General features: G+C 38.8%; 16 protein-coding genes and 1 pseudogene. 7 read left to right on the top strand and 10 right to left on the bottom strand.

The genetic code is table 11. The features are described 5' to 3' along the window. Positions 1 to 311 precede the first annotated feature (311 nt). The 4 genes from rocF to pruA form a co-directional block, all read right to left on the bottom strand. Complete coding sequence (rocF, locus tag CD001_RS06770) at positions 312 to 1,214, bottom strand: arginase (RefSeq protein WP_096190513.1); 903 nt, start codon at positions 1,212 to 1,214, stop codon at positions 312 to 314. A 133-nt stretch (positions 1,215 to 1,347) separates the two neighbouring features. Then, entirely contained in the window at positions 1,348 to 2,259 is a 912-nt protein-coding gene (locus tag CD001_RS06765; protein ID WP_096186791.1) for a proline dehydrogenase family protein, read from the bottom strand. 296 nt (positions 2,260 to 2,555) lie between these two features. Next, on the bottom strand, positions 2,556 to 3,749 hold the full coding sequence (locus CD001_RS06760) for an ornithine--oxo-acid transaminase (protein ID WP_096186790.1): 1,194 nt from the start codon (positions 3,747 to 3,749) through the stop codon (positions 2,556 to 2,558). 74 nt (positions 3,750 to 3,823) lie between these two features. Further along, entirely contained in the window at positions 3,824 to 5,374 is a 1,551-nt protein-coding gene (gene pruA / locus CD001_RS06755; protein ID WP_096186789.1) for an L-glutamate gamma-semialdehyde dehydrogenase, read from the bottom strand. A 304-nt stretch (positions 5,375 to 5,678) separates the two neighbouring features. On the opposite strand from pruA, the gene CD001_RS06750 reads away from it, so the two are divergent. Next, positions 5,679 to 7,085: a sigma-54 interaction domain-containing protein gene (locus CD001_RS06750; protein ID WP_257009968.1), complete on the top strand. Its 1,407-nt coding sequence runs from the start codon at positions 5,679 to 5,681 to the stop codon at positions 7,083 to 7,085. A gap of 652 nt (positions 7,086 to 7,737) precedes the next feature. On the opposite strand, the gene CD001_RS06745 is transcribed toward CD001_RS06750, so the two are convergent. From CD001_RS06745 to CD001_RS06735, 3 genes are all read right to left on the bottom strand, one after another. Continuing rightward, positions 7,738 to 9,021 (bottom strand): hypothetical protein, encoded by a 1,284-nt coding sequence (locus CD001_RS06745; protein ID WP_096186787.1) that lies wholly within the window; start codon positions 9,019 to 9,021, stop codon positions 7,738 to 7,740. Continuing rightward, a complete protein-coding gene (gene sigX, locus CD001_RS06740) occupies positions 9,018 to 9,563 on the bottom strand; it encodes an RNA polymerase sigma factor SigX (protein WP_096186786.1) in 546 nt (181 codons plus the stop codon). Before sigX ends, CD001_RS06745 begins: the two co-directional genes overlap by 4 nt. Positions 9,564 to 10,369: 806 nt before the next feature. Beyond that, positions 10,370 to 10,927, bottom strand: a complete 558-nt coding sequence (locus tag CD001_RS06735; protein ID WP_096186785.1) for a GbsR/MarR family transcriptional regulator — start codon at positions 10,925 to 10,927, stop codon at positions 10,370 to 10,372. Positions 10,928 to 11,337: 410 nt separating this feature from the next. Here CD001_RS06735 and proV point away from each other — a divergent pair, with 410 nt between their 5' ends. The 4 genes and pseudogenes from proV to CD001_RS06715 form a co-directional block, all read left to right on the top strand. Then, complete coding sequence (proV, locus tag CD001_RS06730) at positions 11,338 to 12,534, top strand: glycine betaine/L-proline ABC transporter ATP-binding protein ProV (protein WP_096186784.1); 1,197 nt, start codon at positions 11,338 to 11,340, stop codon at positions 12,532 to 12,534. Continuing rightward, positions 12,527 to 13,417, top strand: coding sequence for an ABC transporter permease (locus CD001_RS06725; protein ID WP_096186783.1), 891 nt, complete (start codon positions 12,527 to 12,529; stop codon positions 13,415 to 13,417). The genes proV and CD001_RS06725 overlap by 8 nt, the downstream gene beginning before the upstream one ends. Positions 13,418 to 13,578: 161 nt before the next feature. Beyond that, positions 13,579 to 14,532 carry a glycine betaine ABC transporter substrate-binding protein gene (locus tag CD001_RS06720; protein ID WP_096186782.1) on the top strand — a complete coding sequence of 318 codons (954 nt, stop codon included), beginning with the start codon at positions 13,579 to 13,581 and terminating at the stop codon, positions 14,530 to 14,532. Positions 14,533 to 14,919: 387 nt separating this feature from the next. Next, positions 14,920 to 15,087, top strand: a pseudogene (locus tag CD001_RS06715) (IS5/IS1182 family transposase); the annotation flags it as partial. A gap of 46 nt (positions 15,088 to 15,133) precedes the next feature. On the opposite strand, the gene CD001_RS06710 reads toward CD001_RS06715, so the two are convergent. Continuing rightward, the gene (locus CD001_RS06710; RefSeq protein ID WP_096186780.1) at positions 15,134 to 16,264 is read right to left on the bottom strand and encodes a DUF4097 family beta strand repeat-containing protein; all 1,131 of its coding nucleotides are present in this window, start codon (positions 16,262 to 16,264) and stop codon (positions 15,134 to 15,136) included. 857 nt (positions 16,265 to 17,121) lie between these two features. Here CD001_RS06710 and CD001_RS06705 point away from each other — a divergent pair. Continuing rightward, the gene (locus CD001_RS06705) at positions 17,122 to 17,787 is read left to right on the top strand and encodes a GerMN domain-containing protein (RefSeq protein WP_096186779.1); all 666 of its coding nucleotides are present in this window, start codon (positions 17,122 to 17,124) and stop codon (positions 17,785 to 17,787) included. Between the two features lie 353 nt (positions 17,788 to 18,140). On the opposite strand, the gene CD001_RS06700 is transcribed toward CD001_RS06705, so the two are convergent. Together CD001_RS06700 and CD001_RS06695 are read right to left on the bottom strand one after the other, a co-directional pair. After that, positions 18,141 to 20,273, bottom strand: a complete 2,133-nt coding sequence (locus CD001_RS06700) for a heavy metal translocating P-type ATPase (RefSeq protein ID WP_096186778.1) — start codon at positions 20,271 to 20,273, stop codon at positions 18,141 to 18,143. Between the two features lies 1 nt (position 20,274). Then, on the bottom strand, positions 20,275 to 20,631 hold the full coding sequence (locus CD001_RS06695; protein ID WP_096186777.1) for an ArsR/SmtB family transcription factor: 357 nt from the start codon (positions 20,629 to 20,631) through the stop codon (positions 20,275 to 20,277). Positions 20,632 to 20,785: 154 nt separating this feature from the next. Here CD001_RS06695 and CD001_RS06690 point away from each other — a divergent pair, with 154 nt between their 5' ends. Then, positions 20,786 to 21,358, top strand: coding sequence for a hypothetical protein (locus CD001_RS06690; protein WP_096186776.1), 573 nt, complete (start codon positions 20,786 to 20,788; stop codon positions 21,356 to 21,358). Positions 21,359 to 21,395: the final 37 nt, after the last annotated feature.

Here is a 21,395-nt window from a genome sequence, read left to right as displayed (position 1 = left end):
AGCGGGCAATGCCTCAACTTACTAGGTGCCACACTGTGTGCACCTAGGGGATTTTCGACGATTGTTTTCCCGCCTGAGTCACCGTCTGGCGCTCTTTCGAGTAAATGATGACGTTTAACAGCATACATAGAAAAAACGAGTTGGGGGAAGTTGTATCTCAGCTCATTTTATCTCATTAAAGGGCTTTTGTGATCAAAGAAACTTATGTTCATTTCATATCCATCATTATTCATCATTTAAGATCATAAATGACATCACGCAAATAAAAAGAACTCGGTCTATATATGACCTAAGTTCTTCTCAAATTTCATTTATAACAATTTTTCCCCGAATAATGAGCCGATTAATCCTACTGCAGCTTCAGCTGTCTGGTTTTTTGCATCAAGGATCGGATTCACTTCAACAAATTCAGCAGAAGTTACTAAATTTCGTTCTGCAAGCATTTCCATCGCTAAATGTGTTTCACGATATGTTGTTCCCCCAACAACAGGTGTCCCAACCCCTGGTGCATCGTGAGGATCTAGAGCATCTAAGTCTAAGCTTAAGTGAATCCCATCTGTATTTCGAGATACGTGTGAAATCGCTTCTTCCATGACGTTTGTCATTCCGACACGGTCGATCTCATGCATCGTAAACACTTTAATTCCTTTCTCACGAATGAGTTCACGTTCTCCTTCATCTAGTGACCGGGCACCGATAATGACGATATTTTCTGGCTTTATTTTCGGTGCAAACCCTCCGATTTCAGTTAACGACGGGTGACCAATGCCCAAGCTAACAGCTAACGGCATTCCATGAATGTTTCCAGAAGGAGATGTATCCCCGGTGTTTAAATCACCATGTGCATCATACCAAATGACACCGAGCTCTTTATGCATATTTGCTACTCCAGCAAGAGTTCCAATTGCAATACTATGGTCTCCTCCTAATACTAATGGAAAATCCCCTTCATTTACTGCCTCTTTTAAACTATCTGCTAATAATTGATTTGCTTTTACAACTTCTTCTAAATCCTTCAAATTATCTTCGTTTTTTATATCATATTTAGTGGGGCGCCCTATTTCAATATCACCTCGGTCATTCACTTCATAGCCAAGGTTCTCAAGTCGCTCTACTACTCCTGCATAGCGCATTGCACTCGGTCCCATATCAACACCACGACGAGTTTGTCCTAAATCCATTGGTACCCCAATAATTGAAATTCGTTTCTTCATTGATCGTTTCACGTCCTTTTCTCTTTCATAAAAGTAAGGATAGTAAAGCTAAATAAAGTGTATAACGAAATAAAAACTGTTTCAAAATCATTTATTATAAGGGAAAACCTTAATATTTCCCATTAACATCGTATTACTTCGATAAAAGTCCTCGAATTGCAAAAGTAATGTTTTGCGGCCTTTCTGCCAATCTACGCATAAAGTACCCGTACCAATCCTCACCGAACGGAATATAAATTCTCATTTTATAGCCTTCTTTGGCAATCTCCTTTTGTAATTCACTACGGAATCCATAAAGCATTTGAAATTCGAATTGGTCTCTCGGAATATTGTTTTCTTCCGCAAACGCTTTCACTTTATTAATAATATTGTGATCATGAGTAGCAACAGATGCATAACTTCCATTTAACAAATGAGTTTTAATGATCTTTAAATAGTTTTCATCAACATCTTTTTTATCTTGGTATGCGACTTCAGGTGACTCTTTATAAGCACCTTTAATTAAACGAATATTCGTACCTTTTAAACGATGAACATCTTCTTCTGCACGGAATAAATAAGCTTGAATCGCTGTCCCAACATTATCATATGATTCTCGCAAATCTTGCAAAATATTTAATGTTGCATCTAAATGCGAATAGTCTTCCATATCAATGCGAACAAATATATTATGTTTCTTTGCTGTTTCTAAAATTCGTATCATGTTATCAAGACACAATTGATAATCGATATCTAACCCTAATTGAGTTAGTTTGAGTGAGAGGTTGCATTTGACCCCTGATTCAGCAATCGCATCTAACGTATGAATACAATGCTCAGCTGAATCAATCGCTTCGTCTTTGTTATAGACAAATTCCCCTAAGTGGTCAACAGTACAAACAAGTCCATCCTCGTTAAGTTCTGCTGCCTTTTCCATAGCCTCCTGAATGGTTATCCCTGCTATAACCTGCTTGGCGCCCATCTTCGGCCCCCATTTTGTTGCCTTATCTTTCATAAACTTATTTTGAGATAAAAACAGGAAAAAATTTCTTGTAATCATCACCATTCAACCCCTTTCTCTTTCACGCTTCTCCTCACTCTACATGAACTGGGCTTCACGTGATTCGCTCATGATTTACTATATATCAATGCCATTTTCCGAACTTTCGTAATCTTCTAGATCTAACGATCCTTCATCATTGCTTTTCTAATTCAGCTCAGCAATGTTGCATCACTTATACTTTATCGACATAAATCGATATTACTTTTTGAAAAAAAGAGGAGAGCCCGTTGTTCACGAAGTTCTCCTCGTTCATTGCATGTCTCAGGCATCTAATTGTCTATGATGTTCATTCAATTAAGTTAGTTTGAAAGTACTTTTTTGACTCGTTCTAATGCCCAGTCAAGATCTTCTTGGGAAATGACTAGTGGAGGTGCAAAGCGGATCACATTTTCATGTGTTTCTTTACAAAGCAATCCTTCTGCCTTCAATGCTTCACAATACGGCCTTGCTGGTCCATCCATTTCAACTCCGATGAAAAGACCTTTTCCACGAACTTCTCTCACTTTCGGATTATCAACTTTTCTTAATTCACTCATAAAGTAATTACCCAATTCCAGTGAACGTTCGACTAATCCTTCTTCTTCAATGACTTCCAGAGAAGCAACTGAAACTGCCGAAGCTAATGGATTCCCTCCAAAAGTTGAGCCGTGAGAACCTGGCTCAAATACACCTAAAATATCATCGTTAGCAGCAACGACAGAGATCGGCATCACTCCGCCTCCAAGCGCTTTTCCTAATATAAATACGTCTGGCTCAACATTTTCCCAGTCGCAGGCAAACATTTTCCCTGTTCTGCCAAGTCCTGCTTGGATTTCATCAGCAACATATAGGACATTGTTTGCTTTACATACATTATATGCTTCTTTCAAAAATCCGTCTGTCGGAATGTTAATCCCTGCTTCCCCTTGAATTGGCTCAAACAAAAATGCTGCTGTATTCGGTGTAATCGCTTCTTTTAATGCTTGGATATCGCCAAATGGAATTACCTTTATTCCAGGAAGCATTGGACCAAAGTCTTTTTTATATTCATCATTAGAAGATAAAGAAACAGCAGTCATCGTTCGACCGTGGAAGTTATCTTCACATACAATAATTTCAGCTTGGTCTTGTGGAATTCCTTTAACACGGTAAGCCCAGCGGCGGACAGCTTTCACAGCTGTCTCTACCGCTTCGGCTCCTGTATTCATTGGGAGTACCATATTTTTATTCGTTAAGCTCGTTACTTTTTCATAAAAACGTCCGAGCTGATCATTATGAAACGCACGGGAAGTTAGTGTAATGCGATCCGCTTGGTCTTTTAATGCCTCAATAATTTTCGGATGCCGGTGTCCTTGGTTCACCGCTGAATACGCACTTAACATATCTATATAGCGGTTCCCTTCAGGATCTTCTACCCAAACCCCTTCTGCTTTAGATATAACGATTGGCAGCGGGTGATAGTTTTTAGCACCATATTTTTCTGTTAAATCGATAATTTGTTTTGAGCTCGACATGCGCACTCCCCCTTGTTGGTCTCTTTAGACCGCTATTTTCCCTAAGGTCAACAAGCAGACATTTTCAGCTATCTTTAAAACATGTCTGATACTGTTTTGGGTTGTAAGAAATGAAGCAAGTAGTCTGGTCCGCCTGCCTTTGAGTCAGTACCTGACATGTTGAAACCGCCAAATGGGTGATATCCGACAATTGCTGCTGTACATCCTCTGTTGAAGTATAAGTTTCCAACATGGAACTCCTCACGTGCTTGTTCCAAGTGAGCACGGTTGTTTGAAATAACAGCACCAGTTAAACCGTATTCTGTATTGTTCGCAATTTCTAATGCATGGTCAAAGTCTTTTGCTTTTGTAAATGCTACGACTGGACCAAAGATTTCTTCTTGCATAATGCGAGCTTTTGGATCTAGGTCAGCAAATACTGTTGGTTGAACGAAGTAACCTTTTGAAGAATCGCCTTCTCCTCCGGCCATCAGTTTCCCTTCCTTTTTCCCAATTTCAATATAATCTAAGATTTTATCGAATGCAGCTTGGTCATTTACTGGTCCCATAAAGTTAGAGTTGTCATGGTAAGTTGGTCCAACAGTCAATTCTTTCGTACGAGCTACAACTCTTTCAAGTACTTCATCATATACATCTTCATGAATGACTGCTCGAGAGCAAGCAGAACATTTTTGACCTGAGAACCCGAATGCTGAGTAAGTGATCGCTTCCGCAGCTAAATCTAAGTCTCCGCTGCTATCGACGACGATCGTGTCTTTTCCTCCCATTTCAGCAATCACGCGCTTCAACCAAATTTGTCCTTCTTGTACTTTAGCCGCTCGCTCATAGATTCGCAGTCCAACATCTTTTGAGCCTGTAAAGTTTATAAAACGAGTATTCGGGTGATCGACTAAATAGTCTCCGATGACAGATCCGCTTCCAGGGATGTAGTTAACGCATCCATTTGGAAGGCCAGCTTCCATTAATACTTCCATAAACTTATAAGCTACGACTGGAGTCGTTGTCGCTGGTTTTAATAGAATTGTATTTCCTGCTACTAGTGGGCCAACTGTCGTTCCAGCCATGATTGCAAATGCAAAGTTCCATGGTGAAATGGTGACACCCACACCTAGTGGAATATAGTTAAATGAGTTGTGCTCAATCTCACGTGAATTAATTTCAAAACCGTCTTTCAGACGAAGAATTTGGCGTGCATAATATTCTAAGAAGTCAATCGCTTCTGCAGTATCTGCATCCGCTTCCTTCCATGGCTTTCCTGCTTCGTAGACTAAATAAGCAGAGAATTCATGTTTGCGACGACGAATCATCGCAGATGCACGGAATAAAATGTTCGCACGTGCAGCAGGGTCCCACTTTTTCCAAGATTTAAATGCTTTATCAGCTGCTTGCATTGCTTTTTCTGCATGATCTTGGTCTGCTTTTGAAACGTACCCAACAATTTCTTCACGATTAGCAGGGTTTTCAGAGACAATCTTGTCATCTGTCATAATTTTTTCCCCATTAATAATAAGAGGATATTCTTTACCAAGCTCACCTTTAACTAGCTCTAATGCAGCTTGAAACTCCTTACGGTTCTCCTCTACCGTAAAGTCAGTAAATGGTTCATGTTTGTAAGGTACTACCATGGACTGATCCACTCCTTTTTGAAAGATTAAATAATATCTTAAAATTTTTACACTTATAAACAATGCAAAATTCATGCCAACTATAAAACCTCTATATGTTAACCCTTACATTCTGACTATTGCAAAATTAATTTGCATAAGAAAAATAATTTTGCACCAAAGTGCAAAATAAGTTTGCAGTCCTCGACAAGTTTTTTGTAAAATAGGAATGAAAGAAACTTGTACACTTCTGAAGGTGACCATTGTTCCTAAAGACTGCTTTCATATACAGTTTCAATACAAAGGTTAAAGGAGGCAGATCATGATGCATCCAATTACATCACTCCCTTACCTCGATCCAATTTATCAACAACTGTTAGATGCGATTGATGTAGGGATTCACGTTGTAAACGCTGAAGGACATTCCGTAATTTATAATAAGAAAATGTCTGAAATTGAAGACATGGCAAAAGAAGATGTTATTCATAAAAATATTATGGAGATTTTTTTATTTAAAAAAGAAGATGAAAGCCGATTATTGCAGGCGTTAAGAAAAGGTTCTATACGTAAAAACGCAAAACAGACTTATTTCAACTATAAAGGCCAGGAGATCACCACGATTAACGATACGTTCCCACTTTATGATGAAGATGAAATTATTGGTGCTGTCGAAATTGCGAAAGATATTACAAAAATCGAGCAATTGACGAGAGAAACTGCACGAGAAAAGCAAGAAGCGAAATATACATTTGATAAGATTATTGGTGAAAGTGATGCCATTCATGAGGTAATCGAAAGTGCTAAAAAAGCAACTCGTACGACCTCATCTGTCTTAGTAACCGGAGAAACTGGAACAGGTAAAGAACTATTTACACAGAGCATCCATAACGGCAGCGATCGATCAGCAAAACCGTTTATCAGTCAAAACTGTGCAGCATTACCCGAGTCACTCATTGAAGGAATTTTATTTGGTACAGTACGAGGAGCTTTCACTGGAGCAACAGAACATCCTGGCTTATTTGAACAAGCAAATGGCGGAACATTAATGCTTGATGAAATTAATTCATTAAGTGCTCCACTGCAGGCAAAACTGCTGCGTGCCATTCAAGAAAAAACGATTAGACGAATCGGAGATACGAAAGACCGTGCCATTGATGTACGTATTATTGCGACAATAAACGAAGACCCGCTAAAGTCGATTGAGAAAAATAATTTAAGGGAAGATTTATACTACCGGCTAAGTGTTGTCTCTATAGTGATACCGCCGCTTCGGCAAAGAAAAGAAGATTTACCGATTTTAGTTGATCACTTCATCAATAAATACAATCAACGATTTCAACTTAATGTCCCTGGTATCTCTGAAGAAGTCATGAACCTATTCAATCAATATGATTGGCCAGGTAATGTAAGAGAACTTGAACATATGATTGAAGGAGCGATGAATTTAATTCATTATGACGAAGAAATTGAATATAGCCATCTGCCAACTCACGTTCGAACGAAGTTCCCTTTAGACAATGAACAAATTCCGAGTATTCCTTCACCAGTAAAAACATCGTCATTACAAACCGTTACTCCTTTAAACACATATATGGAAGAGGTTGAACAAAAATATATTGAACATGTCTTAGAAATGCACAACGGAAATGTAACGAAAGCTGCTAACGACCTTCACCTAAGCAGACAAAGTTTACAATACCGACTAAAAAAATATAAAGATAAGCAAAAGTGAAAAGGGCAACATACAATCGTCACCCTCGTTCTATACTTTTACCCGAGTGCTGACTCAAAAGTAAGACAAATACTTTTGATCAGCCTCATGATACGTTTTTATGCCGAATTCGTGTTCATTCCGACATGATATTCGTGACGACTGCCTATATTCCACATCTTTCATTTCCCGGGAAACATTTCTAGACAAAATCACCGTTTATTTACTCACAGTTCGTGTTAAAAGGAGAAACGAGTCAGCACAGAGATGCGAAATCGAAATTTGACCATTTTTCTTCATATGTAAAAAGAGGGTGTCCCAAAAGCCTAGCTTTTGGTGACACCCTCTTTGTTTTAACTAATTAATTGAAGTAAATGTAATAGGTTCGCTCGAATCGCTCTAGGCTGACGCTTTCACTCCAAAGCACAAGTGCGACATCTACTCATGCAGCACTTCGTTTGCATTCGTAGTGTCTTCTTTGTATTACCCATAACTTTCTAAAATGGGAAAGACATTATAAATTCAAAGAACAAAAAGAAAAAAAGAGAGAGAAGAAGGCAGGATAACAGGCCACCTGTCCTCTAAAACAATAAAAAATTAAACGAAATAGAAATGAGGCCGTCCACTAAAGGTCGCTATTCAGCGACCTTTAGTGGACGGCCTCTTGCTTTCTTTAGGAAGAACCTAATGGCAAATTCGGAATAACCGGATTAGATAAAGTATAGTCACCTAGGTGTCCGCTGCTTTCAGAGTAAAGTGATAACGTTTCATAATCGAAATCTGCTGCCGTTACTAATACGCCCCTTAAAAATAGGTCAAAACTTTTTTGTTCTTCGACATTGCTAATATTTTCGTCACCTGAAAATGCTAATAACACTCTGTCATCAGCAACATCGATATCCGTAACTTCAATAAATTCAGGGATGAATGAACGGTACCATGCGGTTTCTTCAACATTCTGCATATGATTTATCGTCTGGTCAAATGTAAACAACTCACCATCTTCATTTTCGAACGGCTCTCCTACCATTGTATTTCTTATTAAATACTCAACACCGTCAGCATCTTCATATACGTAATAGCCTCGGTTCACTTCATCTACATCGAATTCAAACCGTTCGCCTTCCGGTCCGAACATAATTCCAGGCTCTCCATCTACATAAAACTTCACTTCTTCAAACCCATAATGTCCGAATAATTCTTTTAACGAATTGGCAACTGCATGGTACTGATATCCAGTGAGGCTGCCTAATTGATGATCTTCAGAAAAATGTAAATCTGCCGTTTTTTCTTCTTCACGGAACTCTATTTCCTGAAGAGACTCCAACTCAAGATCCTCATTCTTAGATAGTAAATAGACGAGGACCTCTTCTAATGTTGATCCTGTTTCTTCATTCATCTCCACCGTAGTTTCAATGAGTGCAACACGCTCTTCAATTGTATTGCCAACTTCAACATCAAATACTTTCGGAATAGCAGCACCTATTGAATGATTTACTTCAGCTGCTTCTTCACTCTCTTCAAGGCTCTCTTCTTCTACTTCTGAAAAGCTCTCCCCTTCAGTTTCAACTTGATCTGCAGCTTCATTACCATCGTCAATCGCAATTTCCATATCTGGATCATCCTCATTCGTTGCCAACTCATCTTCTTCTGCACGGTCTTCACTACTGTCTGTTGGTGCATCCATTGTTGAGATTTCCGGCTCTTGCTCTTGCAGAAATGAAGGTAGGATAAGTAAAATTAAAAAGACAGCCGCAGCAGATGCTAACATTGGATACAACCACGTACGTTTTTTTCGTTTCACTACTAGAGACTGATCCTCATTATTTGTTTGTTCATTATTCATTTTCTTTTGAATTAGTTCAAACAATTCATCTTTAGATTGTTGATCTTTAACGGGAGGCAGCTTATTCAAGTGATCTTCAATCTCATTTTCGGTCCAATGCTTCTTCGTCATTGGCTTACCTCCTTTTCTGTCTCTGAATCAAAATCTTCAGCATATTTTTTTAATGATTTAATTGCGCGATGCTGTGTTGTTTTAACTTTGCTTTCTGTCCACCCGAGGACTTCAGCAGTTTCAGAAATACTTAAAGATTCAATATAACGTAATAAAATAACTTGCTGCTGACTTTCTGTACATTTACTTAAACAATTGTATATATGTTGCATTTCATCTTTTTGAACGAGAATTTCCTCAGGCAGCGGTGCAAAATCCTTTATTTCGAAATCGCGCTCACTCCACTCAATTTCTTGGCCTTCCCACTTTCTCTTTTTACGAGATTGCTTTCTGATCCAATCAATTCCAACGTGCTTTGCCACCGAATAGAGCCACGTTTTCTCACTGCTTCTTCCTTCATATTGATCGTATGAATTGAGCACTTTTATATAAACTTCTTGCACAAGTTCCTCTGCTACCTCGCGGCTTCGTACCATATAGAATAAGTAGTTAAACAACATATGGTGGTAGTTTTCATATAACCGCTCAAATTCCTTTCTCACGCGCTCCCCTCCCCGTCTACTTTCTTTGTCGTTATTTGAAAAAGAAAAGTTACGATACATCCGTGACTTTCTTAAACAATTTCTATTAAGAAGATGTTCAAAAAGTCCAAGAAAAAATAGCTTTCATATCTTTGTGTTGACTCGTTTCTCTGTTATTTCACGTATGAACACCGTACGCTCCAATACTCAAAACTTCGTAGCCTTGATCTACTCAGCTCTTTTTGCCCATCTTTTTGAACACACACTATAATTAACATTCCTTGCTAGCTAGCATTTACGTGATTTAAGTAAAAATGTGCCAAACGGACGTCGAGTTTGACACTTTTAATCGTTATTTTGTAAAAACCCATACCCAATATAGTGCTCCACCAATAAAACCGATCACTAACAGGATTAGAGCTAGTTGATAATTTCTCATTATGTTCGTCTTCTTCCTTTCTATTTCATGAAGTTATCTTTAAAATGGCTTTTTTTCGTAAAGGTTATTTCTACTTTAAATGCAGCATTCTATTAAACGCATCTTCAATTTTACAATCTATTAATTAATTAAAAAACTGCTAGTCTTTCAGCCTTTTATTTGCAAGCTAAAGCGGGGATGTAATCAGTTTACTTCTCAATTAAACATCCTTTGTAACTAACAGTTTCATTCCATCTATTTTATTATAGCAAAAAATAATTGAACATGATGGTGAACACTCGATAAAATACGTTAATAACGGCATATTTATGACGGTTTGTAAAAAATAATTAAAAAAGTCCCAGTAAACTGAGTTGATAACCCATTTACCGCGACCTGTTTTCATTCGTTATTTTGCATGCTTTTTAGGAATAATCTCAAAGATCTCGCCTGTTTCAAATAAAGCTATCACTTCATTTAACCACTCATAATACGCTTCGGCTTCACCAATCTTATCAAGATCGACCTCCACTTTCTTTTTAATTTCATCGTATTTCGTTGTTTTTTCAAGTTTCATAAGTTCAGATTTCGTATCTTCAATTGCTTTCATATTTCTTTCTGTCGCATTTCGCCACCTTGTGATAAACACATTAGAAAAAGATTTATACCAATCATCATCTGCTTTATATAAATCTTTGCGGATTCCTTTTTCCCAAACTCTCTCAACCATGTTCGCTTCTGTTAATGCACGAATGCCGGTACTCATACTTGTTTTGCTCATCGCTAAAGCTTTGCTCATATCATCCAACGTCATCGGTTCCTCTGAAAAAAAGACCGTCCCATATAATCTCCCAACAGAAGACGTTATATTATATAAATGCATGTTATTAGCGACCTCTGTAATAAATCGATTTCGAGCTTGATCTAGTTTCTTATAATCACTATTAAGCTGTTGTTCGCTGGACATAGGCGAACCTCCTCTGTCTTCTTCTGTTTTTTTTGCAACCGCCTTGTCGGTGCGAATCATCCTCAACCGTAAAATCAACGATTTTTTCTACTATATAGAATCGTAGCAAAACAAAGACATACAATGAAAGTCGCAACTTGCTTACAAAATGAAAGCATTTTGAAGTAAATTGTAGTATTCTTCACGTAATTTACGTACAGTTTTTTCTGAACAAACTTTAAGTACAAAACAATGGGTATATACTGTTTGATTTTATTTTGTTTAACATTTATAGTTAGAAAGGTCGAAATACTTAGACCGAAATAGTAACTTTTTCCGAATGTTTTCCAAAAGACAAGAATTTCACTTTCCCTACAAGGAAATCACTAGGTCCAAGATACTACAGATGTATAAGATTGAGGTGGCAATCATTGGCTAAAATTAAAGTCGAAAACCTAACGAAAGTGTTCGGCAGACGGCCGAAACAAGCTCTAAAATTATTAGAGCAAAACAAATCTAAGGATGAAATTTTGAAAGAAACCGGCAATACTGTCGGTGTAAATCAAGCATCCTTTGAAGTCGAAGATGGAGAAATTTTTGTCATTATGGGGCTTTCAGGTAGTGGTAAATCTACTTTAGTCCGTTTGTTAAATAGACTCATTGATCCGACTACTGGAAGTGTGTGGGTTGATGGTGAAGACTTAGCAAGTATGAATGACAAAGAGTTGCGAGAAGTTCGCAGGAAAAAAATGAGCATGGTTTTCCAAAAGTTTGGCTTATTCCCATTCCGTACGATCTTACAAAACGTCGAATACGGACTAGAGGTTCAAGGAGTAACGAAAGAAAACCGTCAAGAAAAAGCATTATCTTCACTCGAACTAGTTGGTCTTAAAGGATATGAAAAACAATATCCAGACCAGTTGTCTGGGGGAATGCAGCAGCGTGTAGGGTTAGCAAGAGCGCTCGCAAATGACCCTGACATTTTGTTAATGGATGAAGCATTCTCTGCATTAGACCCGTTAATTCGTAAAGATATGCAAGATGAGCTGTTAGATTTACAAGAAACAATGAAAAAGACGATTGTCTTTATTACGCACGACTTAGACGAAGCTCTTCGTATCGGTGACCGCATTACGATTATGAAGGACGGAGCGATTGTTCAAATTGGGACACCAGAAGAAATATTAACGAATCCTGCTAATGAGTACGTTGAAAAATTCGTTGAAGATGTTGATCGTTCAAAAGTTTTTACAGCTGAAAACATTATGGTAAGACCTGAGACGGTTAACGTTGAAAAGGATGGTCCTCGAGTCGCATTACAACGGATGAGAGATGCAAACATTTCAAGCATTTACGTAGTCAAGCGAAACCGTGAGTTAATGGGAATTGTCCATGCTGATGACGTTTCAAAAGCAGTAAAAGAAAACGAGAAAGATTTAACATCATTAGTGAATACAGATGTTCCATCGGTTACATTTGACACTCCGATGCATGACTTATTTGAAACAGCATCTACATCTTCTGTTCCAATTGCCGTCATTGATGACAATAAAAAGCTACATGGCATCATTATACGAAGCACAGTTCTTTCTGCGTTATCTGGAAATGAGGTGAACGGCGATGACTGATTGGTGGAACGAAAACGTTTATGCATGGTTTGATGGATTACTAGATTTTTTACCGAGAATTCCACTTGGGAGTTGGATTGAGAGTTTAGTAGATTGGTTACGGAATGCGGATTTCATTTTCCAAAGTATCCGCTCCTTTATAGAATTTATATCTGTTAACGTCTTTTTGAATTTCTTTCAGCTTATTCCGCCAATCCTGTTTATTTTAATCTTAACTGGCGTCGCTTATAGGCTGACAAAGAAACAAAAATCATATGGGCTTCCTATCCTTGTATTACTAGGACTGTTGCTAATTGAAAGTATTGGCTACTGGGATGACCTTATCTTAACGTTATCCTTAGTCATTACAGCAACACTTATTTCTGTCATTATCGGGATTCCTGTAGGTATTTGGATGGCTAAAAGCAATATGGTACAACGGATTGTTACACCAATATTAGACTTTATGCAGACGATGCCCGCATTCGTATATTTAATTCCTGCTGTTGCATTTTTCAGCATTGGGATCGTACCTGGGGTCGTTGCTTCCGTTATTTTTGCAATGCCTCCTACTGTCAGATTGACGAATTTAGGTATTCGTCAAGTATCAACAGAAATTATCGAAGCTTCAGATGCATTCGGTTCTACTGGAGCACAAAAGCTGTTTAAAGTTCAGCTGCCGATGGCAAAAACAACGATCATGGCTGGGGTTAACCAGACGATCATGCTTGCATTATCAATGGTTGTTATCGCTGCAATGATTGGTACCGACGGAATTGGACGACAAGTTTATTACGCTGTTGGACGAAATGATATTGCAATGGGCTTTGAAGCTGGAATTTGTTTAGTTATATTAGCCATTATTCTTGATCGTTTAACACAAGCGATTAATCCACAGCGTTAAATCATCTCGTTTTTACCCTTTTTACAAAAGGCTCATTTCGCATAGATTGTTGCTTCGAAGCAGGATTCGAACAATTTAATCTTTAAAAGCAACAATCTTTTATAAAACAGCCTTTTAAAAAAGGAATATATAAATATTTACATTAAGAGGAGAGGGTCAATTTGAAACTTAAAAAGTTTGGTTTAATTACAGGATTATCACTTACTCTTGTTGCAGCTGGATGCGGCGGCACAGATGATGATGAAGGAACAACAGATATCGACGAAAACGACGGTGCTGATGAAGAAACAACAGAAGAAAATGGTGATGACACAGCCGCTGACTCAAATGTTGGCGAAGAGCTAGATTTCACAATTACTGGTATTGATGCTGGTGCTGGTGTTATGGCAGCAGCAGAAGAAGCAGTAGAAGTATATGGTCTTGAAGATTGGGATGTTTCCGCAAGTTCAGATGCGGCAATGACTCAAGCACTTGGTGATGCATATGAAAACGAGGAGCCGATCATTGTAACTGGCTGGACTCCTCACTGGAAGTTTGCAGCATATGACTTAAAATACCTTGAAGATCCAGAAGGTGTATTCGGTGAAGCAGAATTCATCGGAACATTTGCTCGTGAAGGGTTAGAAGAAGAACACCCATCTGCGTTCGAAGTACTTGATAACTTCTATTGGACTGAAGAGGATATGGGTGAAATCATGATGGCCATTGAAGAAGATCAAGACGATGCAGAAGCTGCTCGTGAATGGGTAGACAATAACCAAGATATCGTATCTGAATGGACTGACGGTGTAGACTCCGTTGATGGCGACGAAATCGAGCTTGTATTCGTTGCGTGGGATTCTGAAATTGCGTCTACAAACATGATGGCTGCTGTTCTTGAAGATTTAGGTTATAACGTAACAATTACACCACTTGAAGCAAACTTCATGTTCCAAGCTGTTGCGAACGGTGAAGCTGATGCGATGGTAGCAGCGTGGTTACCATTAACTCATGATCACTTATTAGAAGACTATGGTGAGGATCTTGTTGACCTTGGTGCAAACCTTGAAGGTGCGAAAACAGGTCTTGTCGTTCCTGAATATATGGACATTGATTCAATCGAAGATTTACAGTAATTCTTCATTAAGTAACAAGAGGCTGAGACAAAATCCAGATAAATAAAAATAGAGAGGCGCTCATCCCAATGTTTGGGTGGAGTGCCTCTCTTTATTTTTATACTCTGCTAAACTTTGTCGTTGATTTTCGCTACAGGATGTTCGCTTGCACTCCAGAGCACAAGTGCGACATCTACTCGTACTGCACTTCGTTTGCATTCGTAGTGTCTTCTTTGCCACGGGCATTGCCTCATCTTCCTCGGGAAAACCGCCCTGCGGGATCTTCGCCGAATGCTTTTCCCGAAGGCGTCTCGCACCTTTCGCTACAATCAACTAATTTTTGAAACAAAAAGGATACCTTCTGATAAAGTTAAAGTAACCACACAATAACTAACCGGGGGTGTCCTTATGTTTAAAGATTATAGTATGAATCAAGTCGTTCTGCCGATGAACCTGTCCCAAAAACTTCAGGAAAGTGACGTTGCTTTTGCCGTCAACGATCTCGTGGAAGCCATACCAGATGAAGCATTCAGTGGCTTCCTGCGTTCAACCGGCTGTCCAGCCTACCATCCCAAGTGTGCTGTCTCTTGAAAGTGCCAGGCACTTTGGAGACAGCTCTTTCTTATTCGTTTTGATTCACTTCAATTGCCCCATTACTGCCGCTTAATTTAATAGAATGAGTTCCATTACCGAGAGTGGAGCTTCCTTGATTATTTTCTTGAAAAAGCTCACCTTCATTTTCTCTTACCCAGTTAACGTTTCCGCGAACTTCACCATTGCTCGTTTCAGCATCGATCTGTGCATCTACTTGATCTGGTAAAGTAACTGCTATTTTTCCGTTCGTCGTTTTGATCTCCCAGTCTCCGCCTACATGGTTACTTGTAGTATGAATAGTTCCGTTCGTTCCACTGGCAAAGACATCCTCGGTCACTTGTTCAATGAGAATATCTCCGTTAGTTGTTCTTGCATTCAAATACCCTTTAATGTCTTCAATGACCAACTTACCGTTCGTACTTTGAACGTCAAGGTTCCCATTGATACGACTCACTCCTACATCACCGTTTGTTGTTTTTACGTGAACATCACGGTTTATTGTATCAACGTTTATATTTCCATTCGTCAAATCTACTTGAAGTTCCATTGAAGACGGAACCTTTATCGTGAAATCTAAACGATAGTTGTTTGACCATGGAAACCATGAATGATGACTATCAGAGGAAACTGAATAACGAAATACTCCCCCATTCGTCTCGATGGCTAAGTCTTCCTCAAATTCACTTTTTAGTTGGTCACTCTCATCATGATTTGATTTAACTTCACCGACAATCGATAAGACATGCTCATCTGTTCCCTCAATGGATAAATTTCCATTTGGAATGGTAAAGAACACCTCTTCTACTTCATCTAATAGTTCGTATGATTCTTCAATCGGGACTGATGTGTGATATCCTCCCCCCATATTCGAAAGAGCACTAACAACTCCAGCATTTTTGAGAATTGACATGCCTCCGATCAAGAGCATCACGACAAATAAAAGCGCAATCACTCCCCCATCAAATGAAAGCGAACTTCCTTCATCTTTCTTTTTATACTTAATGAGAAATTCAATTCCTAACGTAATAAGTAAAACTGACCACATATATGAAATAACGGTACTCATATTTGTTCCTGTCATATTGGTTATAACCCACGATGTGCCTAATAAAACAAAAATAAAGCCTGCTGTAAATCTACCTACTTTCGGGCTTTTCATCTTTTCCCCCGCCTCCCTCTATATACATATCGATTTGCTTCTTTATTGGTTTCACGTAATTGAATCAATTTCATAATTGACTTTTTAAAACAAAGCAAACACTCTCAGAATAACAGGTATACCTTTAAAAAATTTGATCTATTAACGATGGTGTTGATTTTCACTTCAGGATACTCGTTTGCCGCGGGCAACGCTTCAGCCTCGTTCCTGTGGGGTCTTCTGCTCCTGCGGTTACTCGTCGCAAAAGTGAAAGCTGTTACTTTTCCCGCAGGCGTCTCGTAGCCTTTCGTTTCAATCAACACTACTTTGAACAAAACGTCGTCATTATGCTGCTACTGAATTCAATGAAGATTGTTTTTGATCAAGTCTCAAGTTAGTTAATTTCATGCTTTGAAACCCTTAGCCCACAAGGGTTGAGGTTTATGAAATTCATTCAATTAGAAAAAATTTTTAACATGAACCATTATATCTCATTTTATACCTGAATCCGTGATGAATTAATTTATTCTTTGTATGAATCCTAAAAATCTTTCGATTTAACCTGGTGGAGTAAATACTCGAATCCGTAACTGGCGGACGCTTTCTGCTCGCGGACGAGTAGATGGATGGCATATTAACACCTGTTATCACGGATTTAGGTAATACAGTGAAAATGAAAAGATTCCAGCCTTTATACGGTGTAGGATACAAATCAGTTTATAATATGTAAGGTCGTTTATATAATAGTAGTAAGGCTTTCGACATAATTTCTAAAATTTTGCACCACCTGGAAAAATTTCGTGATATATTTGTAACATCTTTATTTTTTTAACGACAAACTTAGTGAATGACTTACAGTAGGAAAGGGACGATTACCGATGAAAAAGTTGAAATGGTTATTATTAAGCTTAAGTTTTATTCTCGTATTAGCTGCATGTGGTCAAAGTGAAGACATAGATGATCAAGACCCAGATGATGCGACTGGAACAGATCTCGAAGAAGAGTCTGATGAAGAAGCTGTAGAAGACGATGAAGAGCTAGCAGAAGAAGAAGGCACTGAGGACGAAGCTGCCGAAGAAGATGAAGCGACTGAAGAAGAAGCAACTGAAGAGGATGTAGCATTGATTCAAAACGTTTCACTATACTTTGCAGATGATCAATTAATGAATACGTTCCGTGTTGAAACCGATCATTCCGTTACGGATGATGAAGCCGGCGCGAAAGAAGCAATGGATTTATGGGTTGCAGGTCCAACAGAAGATGAGCTTATTAGTTTATTACCTGAAAATGTTCAAGTACAATCTGTTTCATTTGAAGGAGACACTGCACATGTTTCATTCAGCAATGAAATCCATGATGCAAACTTAGGTTCGTCAGGGGAATTAATGTTAACCGAGCAAGTTGCGATGATTATGGCACAATTCGGTTACGAACAAACGATGATCTTAATCGATGAAGAAACTCCAGATAGCTTCTTAGGTCATATGGATGTATCAGAACCTATTGAAGCGAAATCACCAGAAGATTATGAACTATATGAGTAAGCGTTAAAAATAAGTGTCGGGTACCTCCAGTTTTTAAAATACGCATGAACAATTTTTGTTTAACGTAGCTTGGACTGGGGACACCCGGTACTTTTTATGTTCTACTCGTGAACCTCTCCAACTAAATCGAAGATTTTGATGGAGCATCCCTTATCTTACATACAGCTCACATCTCGCAGTGTAATTCCTTTCAGGAACTACTGCGCCAGATTAAGGCTAATTAATGAAGACAAAGTCGTATTTGTCCTTTTTGACAACTCAGGAACTTTTGCCTGAAGAGCCAACCACTTCTTTTCAGAAATGGATTTTTGGATGCCCCACTAAATCAATAGATTTTGAAGGGGAATGCGTCGCTAATGTTTTTGTTCAAATTGATCTTTCATTTTCATTAATCTCATACTGTTTAACGTAACTAATAGCGTTGCACCAATATCAGCAAAAATCGCAATCCATAATGTTAACATGCCTAAAGGGACGAGCAGCAGGGCAAAAGCTTTTAGAGCAAGTGAAAATGTGATGTTCTGTTTAATGACTGCCATTGTCTTTTTACTTAGTCCCATTAAATAAGGAAGCTTCTCAAGTCTATCACCCATCAAGGCGATATCAGCAGTTTCTAGGGCGACATCTGTTCCGACTGTCCCCATAGCTACACCAACATCAGAAGCAGCGAGAGCAGGTGCATCATTAATTCCGTCTCCGACCATCGCCGGCGTGAACCCTTGTTTTTTTAAAGTCATAATCACATTAACTTTTTGTTCTGGTAATAGCTCTGAATGAACCGTCGTAACACCTGCTTTTTCCCCAATTGCTTGAGCAGTGTAAGTTTGATCACCCGTCAGCATCGCGATCTCCTTCACCCCGTAATGACGAAGTTTTTGTAAAACACCGTCTGTTCCTTTCCGGACTTCGTCGCGAAGAGCAAATACCCCGAATAATTTCTCTTCACTTCCTGCTAGAACAACCGTTTTACCTTGCTTTTGTAGCTCATCAATCTTATCGAGCCAATATCCATTCAAAAGATCAGGGTATGATTCCTCCACAAAATTTGGGCTCCCGATATAAACGAATGCTCCATTTATCTCGACTGCCATTCCTTTACCTGTATAAGCTTCTGATCTTTCAACTTGCCAATTAAGAAGAGTTGTTCCTTCTTGATTTGTTTTTCTTACGATTGCTTCGGCTATCGGATGTGTCGAATATCTCTCAACAGCCAATCCATAACGCAGAAGCTCTTCTTTACTCATCGATTCTGTCGGTATAACATCTGTTACTTCAGGCATCCCTCTTGTTAATGTCCCCGTTTTATCAAAAGCAATTGCATTCACAGATCCCATCTGTTCAAGATACATGCCACCTTTTATGAGTACACCGTTTTTTGCGCTATTTCCTATTGCCGTGACGATTGCAACCGGAGTTGAAATGACGAGGGCACATGGACAGCCGACAACGAGTGTCGCTAATCCTAAATACACCCATTCACTCCAAGCTGCTGCAAAAAATAATGGGGGAACCGTCATAACTAAGAAAGCAAGTAAGATAATTGCAGGCGTATAATACTTCGCAAAACGATCGACAAACTGTTGTGCTGGTGCCCTTTCTTCTTGGGCATCTTCAACTAAGTGAATAATTTTAGCTAATGTTGAGTCATTCGCAAGTTTCATTACAACCACTTCAAGGACACCTTCTTCATTTAATGTCCCTGCATATACGTGATCATCTTTTAGTTTTGTAATGGGGATACTCTCACCTGTAATTGGAGCTTCATTCACTGCTGAAGTACCTTTCACTACTTTTCCGTCTAGCGGAATTTTTTCACCTGGACGAATGATCAAATGCTCCCCAATTTGTACTTCAGCGATTGGCTTTTTCTGTTCCTCATCATTGCCGAGTACGATCGCTTCTTTCGGTACTTTCGTCATTAATGACCGGATTGAACGACGAGCTTGGTCCATCGAATACCTTTCCAAAGCCTCACTTATTGCAAACAATATAACAACGAGTGCTCCTTCTCCTAATTCTCCAATAAGGACAGCACCAATAATCGCAATCGTCATGAGCGTTTTCATATCAAATTGAAGCCGGACTAAATTCTTTACTCCTTGTATAAAAAGCTGGTATCCACCAATGACCATTGCAGATAGGAAAATGATGACTGTAAATGGATGCCCTTCCCCTATATTAAAAAGGAGAACCCAGCCAATTATGACAAGTATAGCTGAAATCATTACCGGTATGTTTCGTTTTGATTTCCAAAATGGTCGACTCTCCGGTACCCCTTCCGCTTCTTTGCGAATTTTTAACCCTTCAAAAGCACCCGCTTTTTCCAATTGCTCAATCGTAGCTGACCCTTCTACATCAATTTTTCCTGAAGAAAAATGTACTTTAGCATGTTCGACGTTATGCAGTTCATTGACATTTCTCTCAAACTGAGAGGCACAGTTTGCACAAGTAAATCCTTGAACGATATATGTCTCTTTTTTGTTCATATTACTTCTCCTCTCGGTGGTGCTCAAAAGCAAGATGGATGAGTGACTCTACATGTTCATCATCAAGACTGTAAAACGCAAGTTTCCCTTCTTTTCGATATTTAGCCAAACCTTGTTTTTTCATCGTTCTCAGATGGTGAGACGCTGTTGCAATCGATGAATCGATAATATTCGCAACGTCACACACACATAGCTCCTCTTCCTTCATTAAGGCGTAAGCAATACTAAGCCGAGTCGGATCGCCTAAAACTTTAAAAATACCGCTGACACTTTTTACTTCATCGTCATTTATCGCCGCTTTTGTACGAGTTACTTTTTCCTCGTCGTAACAGTAAATATCACATATATCTTGTTTCAATTCTATTCACTCCTAACATTCAAACCATAATTTGATTATAAATGAAGTACACGTTTTATTCAAATGTATATTTGAATGTATATGCAAACATATTTACGATGTGCTTGTCATACATATTGGAATAGCTCGTATTCTTCCATGGAGGGGATCATCAGTGAAGGTTTATATCATGCTTTTCCTCGTCCCGCTTGTACTGTACATATATGCCGTCAGGCGCTCGGGGAATACACGAACAAAAATGGAAAAAATGATGATCTCAATGGGAGGTTCGATGCTTTTTGGGTTTACGATCGGGTTATATGTTGGTGGTGTATTTCATGGGAATTTTTTCATTACAGTAACAGTCGCAACGATCGTATCTGTCTTTGCTGGGATGGTTATTGGTGCTCCACAAGGAAGCTTAGGGCTCATTGAAGGGATTTTTTCTGGAGCAATGGCAGGATTAATGGGCGCAATGACCGCAGAAATGCTGCTTCCGCAAGAGATCAGAATACTATTGTTATTCTTTCTCTTGTTAACATCATTCTCCAGCTGGTGGGTCGTATACTTTTGGGATAAGAATCACGAGATGACAAAAGCAAAGATTATTTTCTCAAACGCCGTTACTGTTCTTTACCTCATGTCCGTTACACTTATTTTTATTACTTATCCACCATTTCATGAAAGTCCATCGAAGAGTCCTCAATATGAACACCATATGAAAAACGAAAACATCTACATTCCATAAAAAAATCTTAAAAAAACTCCCTCGGCTATAGTTGTTT

This window comes from Evansella halocellulosilytica, assembly GCF_002335745.1.
In the GTDB taxonomy this organism is placed as follows: Bacteria; Bacillota; Bacilli; order Bacillales; family Salisediminibacteriaceae; genus Bacillus_CA; species Bacillus_CA halocellulosilytica.
The sequence above is the reverse complement of the archived record's forward strand: the minus strand, read 5'-3'. Positions and strand labels throughout refer to the sequence as shown.

What these genes read in the sequence shown, in the direction of transcription:
- CD001_RS06750 (WP_257009968.1), top strand. Translation starts at nt 5,679, where the DNA reads ATGCATCCAATTACATCACTCCCTTACCTCGATCCAATTTATCAACAA.
- CD001_RS06745 (WP_096186787.1), bottom strand. Translation starts at nt 9,021, where the DNA reads ATGACGAAGAAGCATTGGACCGAAAATGAGATTGAAGATCACTTGAAT.
- CD001_RS06700 (WP_096186778.1), bottom strand. Translation starts at nt 20,273, where the DNA reads ATGAACAAAAAAGAGACATATATCGTTCAAGGATTTACTTGTGCAAAC.
- CD001_RS06765 (WP_096186791.1), bottom strand. Translation starts at nt 2,259, where the DNA reads ATGGTGATGATTACAAGAAATTTTTTCCTGTTTTTATCTCAAAATAAG.
- CD001_RS06735 (WP_096186785.1), bottom strand. Translation starts at nt 10,927, where the DNA reads ATGTCCAGCGAACAACAGCTTAATAGTGATTATAAGAAACTAGATCAA.
- rocF (WP_096190513.1), bottom strand. Translation starts at nt 1,214, where the DNA reads ATGAAGAAACGAATTTCAATTATTGGGGTACCAATGGATTTAGGACAA.
- CD001_RS06760 (WP_096186790.1), bottom strand. Translation starts at nt 3,749, where the DNA reads ATGTCGAGCTCAAAACAAATTATCGATTTAACAGAAAAATATGGTGCT.
- CD001_RS06705 (WP_096186779.1), top strand. Translation starts at nt 17,122, where the DNA reads ATGAAAAAGTTGAAATGGTTATTATTAAGCTTAAGTTTTATTCTCGTA.
- CD001_RS06725 (WP_096186783.1), top strand. Translation starts at nt 12,527, where the DNA reads ATGACTGATTGGTGGAACGAAAACGTTTATGCATGGTTTGATGGATTA.
- CD001_RS06710 (WP_096186780.1), bottom strand. Translation starts at nt 16,264, where the DNA reads ATGAAAAGCCCGAAAGTAGGTAGATTTACAGCAGGCTTTATTTTTGTT.
- pruA (WP_096186789.1), bottom strand. Translation starts at nt 5,374, where the DNA reads ATGGTAGTACCTTACAAACATGAACCATTTACTGACTTTACGGTAGAG.